The 17,118-nt window shown below is 70.6% G+C and carries 12 protein-coding genes and 1 pseudogene; 1 reads left to right on the top strand and 12 read right to left on the bottom strand.

Annotated features, from left to right (window positions below; translation table 11 throughout):
- The 12 genes and pseudogenes from ACIRNI_RS14045 to ACIRNI_RS13990 all read right to left on the bottom strand — a co-directional run.
- Positions 1–754, bottom strand: a pseudogene (locus ACIRNI_RS14045) (hypothetical protein); the annotation flags it as partial.
- 83 nt (positions 755–837) lie between these two features.
- Positions 838–2,763 (bottom strand): TIGR03960 family B12-binding radical SAM protein, encoded by a 1,926-nt coding sequence (locus tag ACIRNI_RS14040; RefSeq protein ID WP_403551330.1) that lies wholly within the window; start codon positions 2,761–2,763, stop codon positions 838–840.
- Between the two features lie 59 nt (positions 2,764–2,822).
- The gene (locus ACIRNI_RS14035; RefSeq protein WP_403551328.1) at positions 2,823–4,331 is read right to left on the bottom strand and encodes a CHAD domain-containing protein; all 1,509 of its coding nucleotides are present in this window, start codon (positions 4,329–4,331) and stop codon (positions 2,823–2,825) included.
- Between the two features lie 30 nt (positions 4,332–4,361).
- Complete coding sequence (gene rodA / locus ACIRNI_RS14030; RefSeq protein ID WP_403551326.1) at positions 4,362–5,564, bottom strand: rod shape-determining protein RodA; 1,203 nt, start codon at positions 5,562–5,564, stop codon at positions 4,362–4,364.
- 10 nt (positions 5,565–5,574) lie between these two features.
- Positions 5,575–7,770, bottom strand: coding sequence for a penicillin-binding protein 2 (mrdA, locus tag ACIRNI_RS14025; protein ID WP_403551324.1), 2,196 nt, complete (start codon positions 7,768–7,770; stop codon positions 5,575–5,577).
- Between the two features lie 18 nt (positions 7,771–7,788).
- Entirely contained in the window at positions 7,789–8,454 is a 666-nt protein-coding gene (mreD, locus tag ACIRNI_RS14020) for a rod shape-determining protein MreD (protein WP_355361000.1), read from the bottom strand.
- A gap of 4 nt (positions 8,455–8,458) precedes the next feature.
- Positions 8,459–9,451 carry a rod shape-determining protein MreC gene (gene mreC / locus ACIRNI_RS14015; RefSeq protein WP_403551322.1) on the bottom strand — a complete coding sequence of 331 codons (993 nt, stop codon included), beginning with the start codon at positions 9,449–9,451 and terminating at the stop codon, positions 8,459–8,461.
- Between the two features lie 135 nt (positions 9,452–9,586).
- Positions 9,587–10,606, bottom strand: coding sequence for a rod shape-determining protein (locus ACIRNI_RS14010; RefSeq protein ID WP_355360994.1), 1,020 nt, complete (start codon positions 10,604–10,606; stop codon positions 9,587–9,589).
- A 282-nt stretch (positions 10,607–10,888) separates the two neighbouring features.
- Complete coding sequence (ndk, locus tag ACIRNI_RS14005) at positions 10,889–11,302, bottom strand: nucleoside-diphosphate kinase (protein ID WP_403551320.1); 414 nt, start codon at positions 11,300–11,302, stop codon at positions 10,889–10,891.
- Between the two features lie 101 nt (positions 11,303–11,403).
- Entirely contained in the window at positions 11,404–11,781 is a 378-nt protein-coding gene (locus ACIRNI_RS14000; RefSeq protein ID WP_403551318.1) for a DUF4233 domain-containing protein, read from the bottom strand.
- Positions 11,782–11,788: 7 nt separating this feature from the next.
- A complete protein-coding gene (locus ACIRNI_RS13995; protein ID WP_403551316.1) occupies positions 11,789–13,303 on the bottom strand; it encodes a bifunctional folylpolyglutamate synthase/dihydrofolate synthase in 1,515 nt (504 codons plus the stop codon).
- 71 nt (positions 13,304–13,374) lie between these two features.
- Complete coding sequence (locus ACIRNI_RS13990) at positions 13,375–15,996, bottom strand: valine--tRNA ligase (RefSeq protein ID WP_403551314.1); 2,622 nt, start codon at positions 15,994–15,996, stop codon at positions 13,375–13,377.
- 138 nt (positions 15,997–16,134) lie between these two features.
- Between ACIRNI_RS13990 and ACIRNI_RS13985 the strand changes: the two genes are divergently transcribed.
- Complete coding sequence (locus tag ACIRNI_RS13985) at positions 16,135–17,085, top strand: hypothetical protein (RefSeq protein ID WP_403551312.1); 951 nt, start codon at positions 16,135–16,137, stop codon at positions 17,083–17,085.
- The last annotated feature ends 33 nt before the right edge of the window (positions 17,086–17,118 follow it).

Below are 17,118 nucleotides of genomic sequence, written 5' to 3'. Positions count from 1 at the left end.
GGACATGGACGTACAGCGGCGTCAGCACCCACCGGTACAGCGCGGTCCACGGCCAGACGAACACCGCCCACAGCACCAGACCCGCGCCGCGCCCGACCGGGCGGAGCACCCAGCGGTACAGGAAGACGGCGGGCACCACGACCAGCGCCCTGACCACCGCCTTGGCGAGCCACAGCGCGCCGTGGCCCAGCGGTGTGAGGACATGGACGTACAGCGGCGTCAGCACCCACCGGTACAGCGCGGTCCACGGCCAGACGAACACCGCCCACAGCACCAGACCCGCGCCGCGCCCGAGCGGTCGCAGCACCGTGCGGAAGAGCCAGGCCAGCGGGGTGACGATCAGGGTGGTGACCACCCACACCACCGCGGCGGCGAGGCTGCCCAGCACCATGCCGACGATGGTGACCGCTCCCCTGCCGAGCCACGCGACACCCCGCCCCACCGGCGCGAGCACCCAGCGGTACACGAAGACGGCGGGCACGACGATGGCGTAGTGGACAAGCCCTCGCGCGAGCCAGGCGACGGCCCGGCCGACGGGCGCGAGCAGGGTGTCCCACACCCAGCCGAGAGCCCGGCCCAGCGGGCGCAGGAGGACGCGTTCGAGGAACCGGCCGCAGAGGACGAAGAGGTCCCAGATCATCCGTACGGGTACGACGACGAGGAGCACCACGATCCGCACCGGGATCCTGATCACCGTCGTCAGGCAGCCCTCGCCGCCCTCGTACGCCTCGGGGCCGCGCTTCTCCATGTCCATGCCTGAGATGACGCAAAAGGCCCGGCCGGGGGTTTTCCCCCGGGCCGGGCCGTTGCACGGACGTTACGCGATCACTCCCGCGGTCACTTCACCACGGTGAGCGGCAGCAGCTTCTTGCCCGTCGGGCCGATCTGGATGTGGGTGTCCATCTGCGGGCAGACACCGCAGTCGAAGCACGGCGTCCAGCGGCAGTCCTCGACCTCGGTCTCGTCGAGCGAGTCCTGCCAGTCCTCCCACAGCCAGTCCTTGTCGAGACCGGAGTCCAGGTGGTCCCAGGGCAGGACCTCCTCGTACGTGCGCTCGCGGGTGGTGTACCAGTCGACGTCGACGCCGAACTGCGGCAGCGCCTTCTCGGCGCACTCCATCCAGCGGTCGTAGCTGAAGTGCTCGCGCCAGCCGTCGAAGCGGCCGCCGTCCTCGTACACGGCGCGGATCACGGCGCCGACGCGGCGGTCGCCGCGCGAGAGGAGGCCCTCGACGATGCCGGGCTTGCCGTCGTGGTAGCGGAAACCGATGGAGCGGCCGTACTTCTTGTCGCCGCGGATCTTGTCGCGGAGCTTCTCCAGGCGGGCGTCGGTCTCCTCGGCGCTCAGCTGCGGGGCCCACTGGAACGGCGTGTGCGGCTTGGGCACGAAGCCGCCGATGGAGACGGTGCAGCGGATGTCGTTCTGGCCGGACACCTTGCGGCCCTCGGCGATGACGTTGGCCGCCATGTCGGCGATCTGGAGCACGTCGTCGTCGGTCTCGGTGGGCAGGCCGCACATGAAGTACAGCTTCACCTGGCGCCAGCCGTTGCCGTACGCCGTGGAGACCGTACGGATCAGGTCCTCCTCCGAGACCATCTTGTTGATGACCTTGCGCATGCGCTCGGAGCCGCCCTCGGGGGCGAAGGTGAGACCGGACCGACGGCCGTTCCTGGTCAGCTCGTTGGCGAGGTCGACGTTGAAGGCGTCCACGCGGGTCGAGGGCAGGGAGAGGCCGATCTTGTCGTCCTCGTACCGGTCGGCGAGGCCCTTGGCGATGTCGCCGATCTCGGAGTGGTCGGCGGAGGAGAGCGACAGCAGGCCGACCTCCTCGAAGCCGGTCGCCTTGAGGCCCTTCTCGACCATGTCGCCGATGCCGGTGATGCTTCGCTCCCGCACGGGGCGCGTGATCATGCCGGCCTGGCAGAAGCGGCAGCCGCGGGTGCAGCCGCGGAAGATCTCGACGGACATGCGCTCGTGGACCGTCTCCGCGAGCGGGACGAGGGGCTGCTTCGGGTACGGCCACTCGTCGAGGTCCATGACGGTGTGCTTGGACACACGCCACGGCACACCGGACTTGTTCGGTACGACGCGGCCGATGCGGCCGTCGGGGAGGTACTCGACGTCGTAGAACGCCGGGACGTACACACCACCGGTCTTGGCGAGGCGGAAGAGCAGCTCCTCGCGGCCGCCCGGGCGGCCCTCGGCCTTCCAGGCGCGGATGATGTCGGTGATCTCCAGGACGGCCTGCTCGCCGTCACCGATCACGGCGCAGTCGATGAAGTCCGCGATCGGCTCGGGGTTGAAGGCGGCGTGGCCGCCGGCGAGCACGATCGGGTCGTCGATCGTCCGGTCCTTCGACTCCAGCGGGATGCCCGCGAGGTCGAGCGCCGTGAGCATGTTGGTGTAGCCGAGCTCGGTGGAGAAGCTGAGGCCGAAGACGTCGAAGGCGCGCACCGGCCGGTGGCTGTCCACCGTGAACTGCGGCACGTTGTGCTCGCGCATCAGGGCTTCCAGGTCCGGCCACACGCTGTACGTGCGCTCGGCGAGGACGCCCTCGCGCTCGTTGAGTACCTCGTACAGGATCATGACGCCCTGGTTGGGCAGCCCGACCTCGTACGCGTCGGGGTACATGAGCGCCCAGCGGACGTCGGTGGAGTCCCATTCCTTGACGGTGGAGTTCAGCTCACCGCCGACGTACTGGATCGGCTTCTGCACATGCGGAAGCAGAGCTTCGAGCTGAGGGAAGACGGACTCGGCAGGCATCTCGCGAACCTTCGTGAGCTGGCAGGGCGACTCTCAAGCGTACCCCGGTGCCCGGACGGTCAGAGCCGCCGCAGTTTTCCCGCCGACGCCTCGGCCCACACCTCCCCCAGCTCCCGCTCCCGCTCCGCCGCGCTCGCCTGCTCCTGGCCGTACAGCAGGCCCCAGGTGAAGGCGGTCTCCCCCGCCGCGTGCGCCTTGATCGCCAGGTCCCGCAGGGTGGCGCGGGCGACGACGCTGTCCTGGTGGTCGCCGAGGACCCGCTGGACGGACTTCACGCGCCGGGCCAGGCGTTTCGCCGGTTTACCGAGGGCCGGGGCGGCGGCCTCCGCGGCGTACCGCGTGCGCTTGGCGGCCTTGCGGGCGGCGTGCAGGGCGAGGTCGCGCTCCTCGCCGGGCGGCAGCGCGAGGGCGCGGTCGACGCGGGCCGCGAGGCGCTCGTACTCCTTGAGGACCGCCCGGGGCAGCACCTTCGCCACGGGCTTTCCGGCGGCCGGGCGCAGCGGCGGGTCGGCGAGCAGCGCGTCGAGGACGTCCAGGAGGGCGAGGTAGCGGTCGGTGTCGAGGACGGCGAGGGTGCGGCCGCGCGCGCCGGCGCGGCCCGCGGTGGCCCAGACGCGGAGACGGCCGCGCACCGGGCCGAGGAGCAGCGTGCCGGGGAGGGCGTCGATGCGGGCGGTGAGCCGTTCGGTGAGCACCTCCTGGTCGCGGTCGGCGCCCAGCTCGCCGCCGAGCCACTTGAGCTCCTCTGCGACCGGGTCGGTGGCCGCCCGGTCGAGGACCTTGCGGTACGAGCGCAGGGCGCTGCGCAGGCGGCGGGTGGCGACGCGCATGTTGTGGACGGAGTCCGGCAGGTCGCGGCGTACGGCGGCGTCGGCGGCCAGGAGGGCCTCGGCCTGGGCGCGCAGGTAGCGCAGGACGTGGTCACCGGCGGTACGAGCCGCTTTCTCCGGCTTCGGCGGTGTCCACCGGCCGGTGTCGGCGAGCGCCCGGGCGAGCTTGGAGGCGGAGGCGGCGGGCCGCAGCCCCGCCTTGCGGAGGCGTTTCTCCACGGCGTCCAGGACCGCGGGGTCGCCGCCGTCCGCGAGCTCCACCTCGACCTCGGTCCACTCGGCCCGCCCCGGAGTGCCGTCGAGCAGCTGCGCGCGCACCGTGTCCGTGGAGAGCTCCGCGAGGAGCGTGCCCTGCTCGTCCAGCAGGTGGCGTACGTCCCGCGACGACAGCAGCCGTACGACGGGGACGAGCTCCGCGCCCCTGGTCCGGGCGCGGACCAGCGCGGCGAGCGGCTCCGGCACGCCGTCGCCGAGCGGGGCGCGCACCTCGTCGCGCACGCCCGGGGCGACGGGCAGTTTGAGGTGCCAGCCGGCGTCGTTGCCGCCGGTGCGGCGGCGCAGGGTGATCCCGGCGGCGGCGAGGCGCAGGTCGGCGGTGTCGTAGTAGACCGCGTCCAGTTCGACGACTCCCCGGTCGGCCGTGTCCGCGATCCCGGCCGCCCCGGTCAGGCGGGGCAGCCGGGTGTCGGGGCCGGTTTCGTACTTCCGCTCGATCTCACGCTTCGTCTCCGCCGTCATTCGCATCGGACTACCCCGTGAGGGGCCCCTTTACGCCGACATCGGCCGCTGCACCCTGATCGACTGGAGCAGTCCGATCGCCACCCACACCGCGAACATCGACGACCCGCCGTACGAGACGAACGGCAGCGGCAGTCCGGCGACGGGCATGATGCCGAGGGTCATGCCGATGTTCTCGAAGGACTGGAAGGCGAACCAGGCGATGATCCCGGCGGCGACGATCGTGCCGTACAGCTCGGTCGTCTCGCGGGCGATGCGGCAGGCGCGCCACAGGACCACACCGAGGAGCGCGAGTATCGTGCCGGCGCCGATGAAGCCGAGCTCCTCGCCGGCGACGGTGAAGATGAAGTCGGTCTGCTGCTCGGGCACGAACTGGCCGGTGGTCTGGTGGCCGTTGAAGAGGCCCGCGCCGTACAGCCCGCCCGAGCCGATGGCGATGCGCGCCTGGTTGGTGTTGTAGCCGACGCCGGCGGGGTCCAGCTCGGGGTTGGCGAAGGCGGCGAAGCGGTTGATCTGGTACTCGTCGAGGACGCCGAGCGCGGCGACGAGGGCGGCGCCGATGGTCCCCGCGCCGATGAGGCCGATGACCCAGCGGTTGGAGGCGCCGGAGGCGAGCAGCACGCCGAGCACGATGACGACCATGACCATCACCGAGCCGAGGTCCGGCATCAGCATGACGATGGCCATGGGCAGCACGGCGATGCCGAGGGACTTGGCGACCGTGCGGTGGTCGGGATAGAGCTGGTCGCCCGCGTCGACTTTCGCGGCGAGGAGCATCGCCATGCCGAGGATGATCGTGATCTTCACGAACTCGGAGGGCTGGAGCGAGAATCCGCCGCCGATGACGATCCACGCGTGCGCGCCGTTGATGGTCGCGCCGAGCGGAGTGAGGACCAGCAGCACCAGCACGACCGAGATGCCGTACAGCACGGGCACGGCGCCGCGCAGGGTGCGGTGGCCGAGCCAGAGGGTGCCGACCATCAGGGCGAAGCCGATACCGGTGTTGAGGAGGTGGCGGAAGAGGAAGGCGTACGGGTCACCGTCGGTGAGCTCGGTGCGGTTGCGGGTCGCGGACCACACCAGCAGCGATCCGATGAAGGAGAGCGCGAGCGACGAGAAGAGCAGCGGCCAGTCGAGCCTGCGCACCCAGGAGTCGCGTGCGGTCAGCTTCGCCCAGGCGCCGCGCTGTTCGGGCGCGTACCGGGGGACGGAGAAGTTGTTGGTTCCGGCCATGGTGCTGGTGTCAGTCCCTCCACACGCCGGGCGGTCCGGCGAGTTGCTGCTCGTCTTCGCCGTCGCCCTGCTCGGCCGGGTCGACCTTCTGCTCCTCGGGATCGTACGGCTTGATCGGAGGCGCCTCGATCGTGCCGTCGGGCTGGATCTTGGGCAGCGTCGTCTGCGGCTGGGGCAGCAGGGCGCGCTTGAGGTCCTGGTTGCCCTCGTCGTCGAGGCCGTAGAGGGCGTCGTAGATGTTGCGCACGGCGGGGCCGGAGGCGCCGGAGCCCGTACCGCCCTGGGAGATGGTCATGACGACGGTGAACTCGTCGGTGTACGTGGCGAACCACGACGTCGTCTGCTTGCCGTAGACCTGGGCGGTGCCGGTCTTGGCGCGCATCGGGATCTTGTCCTGCGGCCAGCCGCCGAACCGCCAGGCGGCGGTGCCGCCGGGCTCGACGACGGAGCGCAGGCCCTTGTCGAGGTCGCTGATGGTCTGGGCGTCGACCGGCAGCCTGCCGTGGGACCTCGGCTTGATCTCCTCGATCCGCTTGCCGTCGGGGCTGATCACGGCCTTGCCGATGGTGGGGTTGTAGAGCGTGCCGCCGTTGCTGATGGCGGCGTAGGCGGTGGCCAGCTGGATGGGGGTGATGAGGACGTCACCCTGGCCGATGGCGAAGTTGATGCTGTCGAAGGCCTTCAGCTGGTTGCCTTCGAGGCAGCTCTCGTAGGCGATCTGCTCGACGTAGGAGCCGCCCTTCTTGCCCTGCTTGCACCAGGAGTCCTTGTTGGCCGCCCAGAAGTTCTGCTTCCAGCGGCGGTCGGGGATGCGGCCGGTGACCTCGTTGGGCAGGTCGATGCCGGTCTCGTCGCCGAATCCGTAGTCGCGGGCGGTCCGGTAGAACCAGTCGTTGGCGTCCCTCTTCGGCTTGAGGCCGCCGTCGCGCTGCCACTCCTGGTGGCCGAGGCGGTAGAAGACGGTGTTGCAGGAGAATTTGAGGGCGTCTCCGAGGGAGATGGGCCCGTGCCCCTTGGATTCGAAGTTGGCGAAGCTGCGGCCGCCGAGGCTGTAGGAGCTGCTGCAGTTGTAGCGCCCGTCGAAGGGGTAGCCGGCCCGGACGGCCGCGCTCGCCGACACCACCTTGAAGACGGAGCCGGCCGGTGCCTGGCCCTGGATGGCGCGGTTGAGGAGCGGGTAGTTGGAGCCCTTGCCGGTGAGCTTGGCGTACTCCTTGGCGGAGATGCCGCCCACCCAGGCGTTGGGGTCGTAGTCGGGCTGGGAGGCCATCGCGACGACGCGGCCGGTCTTGGACTCCATGACGACGACGGCGCCCGCGTCGGCCGCGTACGGGCGGCCGGTGATCCTGTCGGTCTCCTTGCGGACGGTCTTCATCGCCTGCTGGAGCTCGTACTCGGCGACCGCCTGCACGCGCGCGTCGATGGAGGTGACGACGTTGGAGCCGGGGCGGCCGGGGTCGGACTCCGACTCGCCGAGGACGCGGCCGAGCTTGTCGACCTCGTAGCGGGTGACGCCGGCCTTGCCGCGCAGCTCCTTGTCGTACGTGCGCTCCAGGCCTGAGCGGCCGACCATGTCGGAGCGGAGGAACGGCGAGTCGGTGTCCTTGGCCTTCTCGATCTCCTGGTCCGTGACGGGCGAGAGGTAGCCGAGGACCTGCGCGGCGCGGGCGCCGCCGGGCGCGGTGTAGCGGCGTACGGCGGCGGGCTCGGCGGTGATGCCGGGGAACTCCTCGGCGCGCTCCCGGATCTGGAGGGCCTGCTTGGGCGTTGCCTCGTCGGTGACGGGGATCGGCTGGTACGGCGAGCCGTTCCAGCAGGGCTGCGGGGTGTCGGCGTCGCAGAGGCGGACCTTGTCCATGACCTCCTTGGGCTCCATCCCCAGGACGCCCGCGAGCCGGGTCAGGACGCCCTTGCCGTCGTCCTTCATCTTCATCAGCTCGGTACGGGAGGCCGACACGACCAGACGCGTCTCGTTGTCGGCGAGCGGTACACCGCGCGCGTCGAGGATGGAGCCGCGGACCGCCGGCTCGACGACCTGCTGGACGTGGTTGCTGCGGGCCTCCTCGGTGTACTCGTCGCCGTTGCGCACCTGGAGGTACCAGAGGCGGCCGGCGAGGGTGAAGAAGAGGGAGAAGACCAGGACCTGGATGGCGATGAGCCGGATCTGGACCCGGGGGGTCCGGCCCGTCTCGGGGATGTTGCCCATACGCGTGTACCCCCTTGGTCAGAGTCGTTTGACGCCCTTGATGCGCCCGGCACGGGCCGCCCTGCTGCGGGCGGCCTTGATGCGCAGGCCGCTGCGCTGGCGGCCGATCCGCAGGCCGGTGCCGGAGGCCATCCAGCCGGTGGAGACGTCCGTGCCGGCGGTGGTGGTGTCGGCGAGCGGGTCGTTCTCGGCGCGTCTGGCGAGCGCCATGATCAGCGGCACGGTGAACGGCGCGAGCAGCAGGTCGTAGACGACGGCGCTGATCAGCAGCGAGACCAGGCCGACGTGGCGGGCGGCGGTGTCCCCGACGAGCGCGCCGACGCCCGCGTACAGCAGGGTGGAGACGGCGGCGGCGGCGACCACCATGGCCATGGGGCCGGTGGCGGAGCGCAGCTGCCCGTTCTCGGGCTTGGTGAGGCCCGCGAGGTAGCCGATGACGCACAGGACCAGCGCGTAGCGGCCGGCGGCGTGGTCGGCGGGCGGGGCCAGGTCGGCGAGGAGTCCCGCGCCGAAGCCGATGAGGGCGCCGCTGACGTGCCCGTACACGAAGGCGAGGGCGAGGACGACGAGCAGGAGCAGGTCGGGAACGGCGCCGGGGAGCTGGAGGCGGGCGAGGATCGAGACCTGGAGGACGAGGGCGACGACGACGAGGGTGCTGGAGAGCAGGATCCGGTTGAAGCGCATGGTCTTACTCCTCCTCCGGCCGGCCGGTGGCGGCGCCGCTGGGCTGGCCGCTGGGGGCGTCGCTCGGTGCACCGCTGGGGGCGCCGGTGCCGGTCGGGCTCGGGGTGACCGTGACGGTCACGGTCGGCTCGGGTGTGGGCCGGGGCGGCAGGACCGTGTCGCGCGGGTCGGTGCGCGGCGACTGGACGACGACGCCGACGATGTCGAGCTTGCTGAAGACGGCGTACGGGCGGACGAAGACGGTGCGCGTCAGGTCGCCGCCGGACGGGTCGACGCGGACGACCTCGCCGACCGGCACCCCGGGCACGAACGGCTTGTTCGCCTGCGAGCCGAAGGTGACGAGCCGGTCGCCGGGCTTGACCTTGGCCTTGCCGTTGAGGAGCTGCACGGACAGCGGCCGGTCGCCCTGGCCGGTGGCGAAGCCGAGCTCGTCGGTCTTCTCCATGCGGGTGCCGACGGTGAAGTCGGGGTCGCTGGCGAGGAGCACGGTCGCGGTGCTCGGCCCGACGGTGGTGACGCGGCCGACGAGCCCGTCGCCGTTGATGACGGTCATGTCGCGGCGGATGCCGTCGTTCGAGCCGGCGTCGATGGTGACGGTCCACGAGAAGCCCTGGGCGGCTCCTATGGCGATGACCTCGGCCGCCTTGATGCCGTACTGGCCGGCGCCGGCCTTCTTCAGCAGCCCGTCGAGCTCGCGCACGCGGGCGCGGTTGCGGTCGTCGCTGCCGAGTCTCGCCTTCAGCGCGGCGTTCTCCCGCTCCAGCTGCGCGATGCGGCTGTGGCGCTCCCCGGAGTCCCGTACGGCCGCGATGGCGTTGCCGATGGGGTCGACCGCGGAGGCGACGCTGTTCTCGACGGGGCCGAAGACCGTCGCGGCGGCCCGCCGGGCGCCGTCGACGGGTGACTCCTCGCCGCCGCGGATGTCCACCGTGATCAGCGCGAACGCGATGGCTACCAGCAGGACCAGGAGTAGCCGGCTTTCTCGTGTGTCCCTCACGTGGGGCGGCCGTGCCCTTCCTCGTAGGAATGTGTGTGCTGTGCCTGTGCTGTGCCGTTGTACTACCGGGTCAACGAGGAGCCGTACGGGTACGACAGCACCCGTACGGCTGACCGTCGCTCACGCGCCGGGGCGCTACCGGCGCGGCTGGGCGTCCAGGACCTGCTGGAGCGCCTCGAACTCCTCGACGCACTTGCCGGAGCCGAGCGCCACCGAGTCCAGCGGGTCCTCGGCGATGTGGATCGGCATGCCGGTCTCGCGGCGCAGCCGCTCGTCCAGGCCGCGCAGCAGGGCGCCGCCGCCGGTGAGGACGATGCCGCGGTCCATGACGTCGCCGGACAGCTCGGGCGGGCACTTGTCGAGCGTCGTCTTGACGGCGTCGACGATGGCGTTGACCGGCTCCTCGATGGCCTTGCGGACCTCGGCGGCCGAGATGACCACGGTCTTGGGCAGTCCCGAGACGAGATCCCGGCCGCGGATCTCGGTGTGCTCGTCGGTCTCCAGGTCGAACGCCGAACCGATCGTGATCTTGATCTGCTCGGCGGTGCGCTCACCGAGGAGGAGGCTGTACTCCTTCTTGACGTGCTGGATGATCGCGTTGTCCAGCTCGTCGCCGGCCACCCGGATGGACTGTGCCGTGACGATTCCGCCGAGGGAGATGACGGCGACCTCGGTGGTGCCGCCGCCGATGTCGACGACCATGTTGCCGGTGGCCTCGTGGACCGGGAGGCCGGAGCCGATGGCCGCGGCCATCGGTTCCTCGATGATGTGCACCTGGCGCGCGCCGGCCTGCGTGGACGCCTCGATGACGGCGCGGCGCTCGACCCCGGTGATCCCCGACGGCACGCAGACCACGACCCGGGGGCGGGCGAGGTAGCGGCGCTTGTGGATCTTCAGGATGAAGTACCTGAGCATCCGCTCGGTGATCTCGAAGTCGGCGATCACGCCGTCTTTCAGCGGGCGGACGGCGACGATGTTGCCGGGGGTCCGGCCGATCATCTTCTTCGCTTCGGCGCCGACCGCCAGGATGCCACCGGTGTTGGTGTTGATGGCGACGACGGACGGCTCGTTGAGGACGATGCCGCGACCCCTGACGTACACCAGCGTGTTGGCGGTCCCGAGGTCGACAGCCATGTCACGGCCGATGAACGACATTGAGTTCCCCTTGTTTCCCATGAGGATGCGTCGGGCCTTCCCAATTAGAGCGTTGACGGCTTCTCAGGTCGGCGAGGTGAGTGGTGTGGCGCGGAGATTCACATCGTAGTGCCGCCTGCGCGGACACGGCGCGGTGGCCCGCCTCTGTATAGGTGACGACGTGTCGGAGCGATGCGTTCCCGGTCTTGCCGTTCATATGCCGAAGGGCGACCGAATTCCTTCGGTCGCCCCAGGTCGTGAGCGCAGTATGGCTCTGTATGGCTCTGTATGGCTGACAGCAGGTCAGGCAATACCGGGGAAGAAAATCTTCAGTTCCCGAATGGCGGACTCCTCCGAGTCCGAGGCGTGGATCAGGTTCTCCCGGACGATGGTGCCGAAATCACCCCGGATGGAGCCGGGCGCCGCGGCGATCGGGTCCGTCGGCCCGGCCAGCTGGCGTACGCCCTCGATGACGCGCTCGCCCTCGACGACCAGGGCGACGACCGGACCGGAGGACATGAAGGCCACCAGCGGCTCGTAGAAGGGCTTGCCCTTGTGCTCGCCGTAGTGCTGCTCCAGCGTCTCCTGGTCCAGGTCGCGCAGCTCCAGCGCGGTGATGGTCCAGCCGGCCTTGCGCTCGATACGGCCGATGATCTCGCCGATCAGGCCGCGCCGGACCGCGTCGGGCTTGAGCAGGACGAGCGTGCGCTGGGTCATGGTGTGAGGGCTCCTTGCAGGCATACGTGTGCGGTGAGGTGAGGCTACAGGGACAGGGGCGGGCGGCGGCACCCGGACCCGGGCCCCGGATCCCGGCGGCGTCAGGCGGTCGGGGACTCGGCCGGCGGCGTGGCCGCCTCGCTCCGGTCCGTCTGGGCCGCCCACCTCGCCTTGGCGTCGTCGATCTTGCGGCCGTAGTGGATCGAGGCCCACCACAGGCCCGCGAAGACGGCGCCCAGGAAGAACATGATCGGGACCACGAAGCCGCTCGCGATCAGCGCGATCTGGAGCGCCCAGCCGAGCTGGAGGCCGCCCGGGCGGGTGATCATGCCGCACAGCAGGACGGACAGCAGCATCGCGACGCCGCACACCGTCCACACGGTGCCCATCGCCAGGCCGTCGTCCTTCATCGCCACCAGACCGGCGAAACCGATCACGAAGAACTCGCCGATCAGCGTGGACGCGCAGAGCGTACGCATCGAAACCTCAGCCCTTCCCCAGCAGCAGCCGGGCCTCGCCGACCGTGATGACCGAGCCCGTCACGAGCACGCCCGCGCCCGCGAACTCGCTCTCCTCCTCGGCGAGCGTGATCGCCGCCTCCAGCGCGTCGTCCAGCCGCGGCTCGACCACCACACGCTCGTCGCCGAAGACCTCGACGGCGATGGCGGCCAGCTCGTCCGCGTCCATCGCGCGCGGCGTGGAGTTCTGCGTGACGACGACCTCGGTGAAGATCGGCTCGAACGCCTCCAGCAGGCCGCGTACGTCCTTGTCGCCGCTCGTGCCGACCACACCGATCAGCCGGGAGAAGTTGAACGACTCGGTGATGCCCTCGGCCGTCGCCAGCGCCCCGGCCGGGTTGTGCGCCGCGTCCACCACCACGGTCGGGCTGCGGCGCACAACCTCCAGGCGGCCCGGGGACGCGACCGAGGCGAAGGCCTGCCGGACCCTGTCGCCGTCCAGCGTGCGCGCCGCCTGGGCGCCGACGCCGAAGAAGGCCTCGACCGCGGCGAGCGCCACCGCCGCGTTGTGCGCCTGGTGGGCGCCGTACAGCGGCAGGAAGATCTCCCCGTACTCGCCGCCGAGCCCGCGCAGCGTCAGCAGCTGCCCGCCGACCGCGACCTCGCGGGCGACGACGCCGAACTCCATGCCCTCGCGGGCCACCGTCGCGTCGACCTCGACGGCCTTCTTCAGCATCACCTGGGCGGCGTCCACCGGCTGCTGCGCCAGGATGACGGTCGCGCCCTCCTTGATGATCCCGGACTTCTCGCCGGCGATCTCGGCGGGCGTCGAGCCGAGCCGGTCGGTGTGGTCCAGGGAGATGGGGGTGACGACGGCGACGTCGCCGTCGATCACGTTCGTCGCGTCCCAGCTGCCGCCCATGCCGACCTCGACGACCGCCACGTCGACCGGCGCGTCCGCGAAGGCCGCGTACGCCATACCGGTGAGGACCTCGAAGAAGGAGAGGCGGTAGTCCTGCTGGGCGTCGACCATCTCGACGTACGGCTTGATGTCCTGGTACGTCTCGATGAAGCGCTCGGCGCTGATCGGCGCGCCGTCCAGGCTGATGCGCTCGGTGATCGACTGCACGTGCGGCGAGGTGTAGCGCCCGGTGCGCAGGTCGAAGGCGCCGAGCAGCGCCTCGATCATCCGCGCGGTGGACGTCTTGCCGTTGGTGCCGGTGATGTGGATGGAGGGGTACGTGCGCTGCGGCTCGCCCAGGACGTCCATGAGCGCGGCGATACGGGTGACCGACGGCTCCAGCTTGGTCTCGCCCCAGCGGGTGGCGAGCTCCTGCTCCACCTCCCGCAGCGCCTTGTCGATCTCGGGGTCGGCGGGCCGCGCGGGCACCTGGTCGGCCTGGGGCGGTCCGGCCTGGGCGCGCAGCGTACGGCTGCCTGCCTCGATCACCGCCAGATCGGGGTCGCGCTCGGTCTCGGCCTCCACGATCTCGTCGAAGTCGTCGAAGTCGTCGCTGGACTGGCTGGGGGGCTGCTCACTCACGCGGTCCAGTCTACGGAGCGGCCCCGGAACCGCGTGGTTCCGGGGCCGCTCCGGGGCCGTCATGCCGTGGTTTACGCCTTCGGCAGGTTCGCCAGCTGGCTCTCGATGCGGGCGATGTCCTCGTCCGCCTTGGCGAGCCGGGTGCGGATCTTCTCCACGACCTGGTCGGGAGCCTTGGCGAGGAAGGCCTCGTTGCCGAGCTTCGCGGTGGCCTGGGCCTTCTCCTTCTCGGCCGCGGCCAGGTCCTTCGTCAGGCGCTTGCGCTCCGCCTCGACGTCGATCGCGCCGGAGAGGTCGAGCGCGACGGTGGCCCCGGCGACCGGGAGGGTCGCGGTGGCCTGGAAGGAGTCGCCCTCGGGCTGGAGGCGCAGCAGCTGGCGGATGGCCGGCTCGTGCGGCGCGAGCGCGGTGCCGTCCAGCTCCAGGCGGGCCGGGACCTTCTGGCCGGGCTGGAGGCCCTGGTCGGAGCGGAAGCGGCGGACCTCGGTGACGACCCGCTGGACGAGCTCGATCTCCCGCTCGGCGGCCGTGTCGCGGAAGCCGCTGTCCTTCGGCCAGTCGGCGATGACGATGGACTCGTTGCCCGTGAGCGTCGTCCACAGCGTCTCGGTGACGAAGGGGACGACCGGGTGGAGCAGCCGCAGCGTCACGTCGAGGACCTCGCCGAGGACGCGCGCGGAGACCTTGGCGGGCTCGCCGCCGCCCATGAAGGTCGTCTTGGAGAGCTCGACGTACCAGTCGAAGACCTCGTCCCACGCGAAGTGGTAGAGGGCGTCGGACAGCTTGGAGAACTGGTAGTCCTCGTAGTACGCGTCGACCTCGGCGACCGTCGTGTTGAGGCGGGAGAGGATCCACCGGTCGGTGGCCGACATCTCGGACGCGTCGGGCAGCGGGCCCTCCACCGTGGCGCCGTTCATCAGCGCGAAGCGGGTGGCGTTCCAGATCTTGTTGGCGAAGTTGCGGGACGCCTGGACCCAGTCCTCGCCGATCGGGACGTCGATGCCGGGGTTGGCGCCGCGGGCGAGCGTGAAGCGCAGCGCGTCGGAGCCGTACTTGTCCATCCAGTCCAGCGGGTTGACCGCGTTGCCGAAGGACTTCGACATCTTCTTGCCGTTCTGGTCACGGACCATGCCGTGCAGGGCGATGGTGTGGAACGGCGGCGTGCCGTCCATCGCGTACAGGCCGAACATCATCATCCGGGCGACCCAGAAGAAGAGGATGTCGTAGCCGGTGACGAGGACGGAGTTCGGATAGAACTTCGCGAGGCTGTCGGTCTGCTCGGGCCAGCCGAGCGTGGAGAACGGCCACAGGCCGGACGAGAACCAGGTGTCGAGGACGTCGGTGTCCTGGTGCCAGCCGTCGCCGGTCGGGGGCTGCTCGTCGGGGCCGACGCAGACGACCTCGCCGTTCGGGCCGTACCAGACGGGGATGCGGTGGCCCCACCACAGCTGGCGCGAGATGCACCAGTCGTGGAGGTTGTCGACCCAGTCGAAGTACCGCTTCTCCATGTCCTGCGGGTGGATCTTGACGCGGCCGTCGCGGACCGCGTCACCGGCGGCCTTGGCGAGCGGGCCGACCTTGACCCACCACTGCATGGACAGGCGCGGCTCGATGGTGGTCTTGCAGCGCGAGCAGTGGCCGACGGAGTGGACGTACGGGCGCTTCTCGGCGACGATCCGGCCTTCGGCGCGCAGGGCGGCGACGATGGCGGAGCGGGCCTCCATGCGGTCCAGGCCCTCGAAGGGGCCGTGGGCGGTGATGACCGCGCGCTCGTCCATGACGGCGAGGTTCGGCAGGCCGTGGCGCTGGCCGATCTCGAAGTCGTTCGGGTCGTGCGCCGGGGTCACCTTGACGGCGCCGGTGCCGAACTCGGGGTCGACGTGCTCGTCGGCGACGACGGGGATGCGGCGGCCGGTCAGCGGCAGCTCGATCTCGCGGCCGACGAGGTGCTTGTAGCGCTCGTCGTCGGGGTGGACGGCGACGGCGGTGTCACCGAGCATCGTCTCGGCGCGGGTGGTGGCGACGACGATGGAGTCGTCACCCTCGCCGTACCGGATCGAGACGAGCTCGCCGTCGTCGTCCTGGTACTCCACCTCGATGTCGGAGATGGCGGTGAGGCAGCGCGGGCACCAGTTGATGATGCGCTCGGCGCGGTAGATGAGCTCGTCGTCGTAGAGCTTCTTGAAGATGGTCTGGACGGCCTGGGAGAGGCCCTCGTCCATGGTGAAACGCTCGCGCGACCAGGCGACGCCGTCGCCGAGGCGGCGCATCTGGCCGGAGATCTGGCCGCCGGACTCCGCCTTCCACTGCCAGACGCGCTCGACGAAGGCCTCGCGGCCGAGGTCGTGGCGGGACTTGCCCTCCTTGGCGAGCTCGCGCTCGACGACGTTCTGCGTGGCGATGCCGGCGTGGTCCATGCCGGGCTGCCACAGCGTCTCGTAGCCCTGCATCCGCTTGCGGCGGGTGAGGGCGTCGATCAGCGTGTGCTCGAAGGCGTGGCCCAGGTGGAGGCTGCCGGTGACGTTCGGCGGGGGGATGACGATGGTGTACGGAGGCTTGTCGCTGTGCTCGTCGGCCTCGAAGTAACCGCGCTCCACCCAGCGCTCGTACAGCGGCCCCTCTACCTCGGCCGGCGCGTAGGTGGTCGGCAGTTCGGGGACGGATGCTGGCTGCTGCTGAGTGTTCTCGGTCACGGGCCACAGTTTAGAGGTGTCACAGGCCCGTACTGAAACGGGAATCTTCCGTAACGGTGTGGGCCCCCGCCGTGCCATGGAGAACCCCTTTCGGCCAGGATGTGAGAAACGCATAAGCATTCGGAGGGGAACCCTTTAATGAGCTACAACCAGCCGGGCCCGTACGGCGGACAGCCCCAGCAGCCGGGACCGTACGGTCAGCCGGGCCCTTACGGCCAGCCCCCGCAGCAGCCGCAGGCGCCCCAGCCCGGCTACGGCTACCCCCAGCAGGCCCCGCCGCCCCAGGGCTACGGCTACCCGCAGCAGCCGCCCGCCCCGTACGGCCAGCCCCCGCAGCAGGCCCCCTACGGCGCGGGCCCCGGCGCCTACCCGCCGCCCCCGCCGCCGGTCTCGGGCGGCGGCGGCAAGAAGACGGGCATCATCCTCGGCTCCGTGGCCGCGGTGGTGGCGCTGGGCGTGGGCGCGTACTTCGTGTTCGGCACGGGCGGCGGCAACGGCGCCGTCGGCGACGACACCAAGGGCTACAAGCTGACCCCGGCGGCGTCGGTCGGCGAGTACAAGAAGGAGAAGGACAACTCGGAGACGATGGACGCCAAGGAGAAGCAGGAGGCGGAGACGCTCCTTGGCATCAAGAACCCGCAGCAGGCGGGCGCCAACTACAAGGCGGGTTCGGAGTCCGAGCCTCTCAAGGGCAAGTCCATGAGCCTGAACGGCCTGTGGGGTGAGATCGCCGACCCGGAGAAGGCGCTCGACGGCTACTTCGCGATGATCGAGAAGAAGTCGAAGGAGGAGCCGGACGAGGACATCACCGTCGAGCTGGTGGGCAGCCCCACCGCCATGGAGCCGGCCGGTTTCGAGGGCGCGCTGATGAAGTGCCAGTTGCTCAAGTCCATCCCCAAGGGCGACGCGAGCGGCATGGGCCCGAAGAGCTTCGAGGTGCCGCTCTGCGTCTGGGCCGACTACAGCACGCTCGGTGCGGTGAACGTCGTGGACATGGCCCAGATGATGACCAGCGGCAAGGGGCTGCCGCAGGAGCAGGTCGCGGAGATGGCCGCGAAGGCGTACAACGCGTCGCGCACCAAGGTCTGACGGGCAGGGCCTGACGGCAAGGTCTGACGCGGC

It is taken from the genome of Streptomyces sp. NPDC093546 (assembly GCF_044765045.1).
GTDB lineage: Bacteria > Actinomycetota > Actinomycetes > Streptomycetales > Streptomycetaceae > Streptomyces.
Note: the sequence above shows the minus strand (reverse complement) of the source record. Positions and strands in the feature narration are given on the sequence as shown.

What these genes read in the sequence shown, in the direction of transcription:
- rodA (WP_403551326.1), bottom strand. Translation starts at nt 5,564, where the DNA reads ATGGCCGGAACCAACAACTTCTCCGTCCCCCGGTACGCGCCCGAACAG.
- mreD (WP_355361000.1), bottom strand. Translation starts at nt 8,454, where the DNA reads ATGCGCTTCAACCGGATCCTGCTCTCCAGCACCCTCGTCGTCGTCGCC.
- ACIRNI_RS13985 (WP_403551312.1), top strand. Translation starts at nt 16,135, where the DNA reads ATGAGCTACAACCAGCCGGGCCCGTACGGCGGACAGCCCCAGCAGCCG.
- mrdA (WP_403551324.1), bottom strand. Translation starts at nt 7,770, where the DNA reads ATGGGCAACATCCCCGAGACGGGCCGGACCCCCCGGGTCCAGATCCGG.
- ACIRNI_RS14040 (WP_403551330.1), bottom strand. Translation starts at nt 2,763, where the DNA reads ATGCCTGCCGAGTCCGTCTTCCCTCAGCTCGAAGCTCTGCTTCCGCAT.
- ACIRNI_RS14010 (WP_355360994.1), bottom strand. Translation starts at nt 10,606, where the DNA reads ATGTCGTTCATCGGCCGTGACATGGCTGTCGACCTCGGGACCGCCAAC.
- ACIRNI_RS14035 (WP_403551328.1), bottom strand. Translation starts at nt 4,331, where the DNA reads ATGACGGCGGAGACGAAGCGTGAGATCGAGCGGAAGTACGAAACCGGC.
- ACIRNI_RS14000 (WP_403551318.1), bottom strand. Translation starts at nt 11,781, where the DNA reads ATGCGTACGCTCTGCGCGTCCACGCTGATCGGCGAGTTCTTCGTGATC.
- ndk (WP_403551320.1), bottom strand. Translation starts at nt 11,302, where the DNA reads ATGACCCAGCGCACGCTCGTCCTGCTCAAGCCCGACGCGGTCCGGCGC.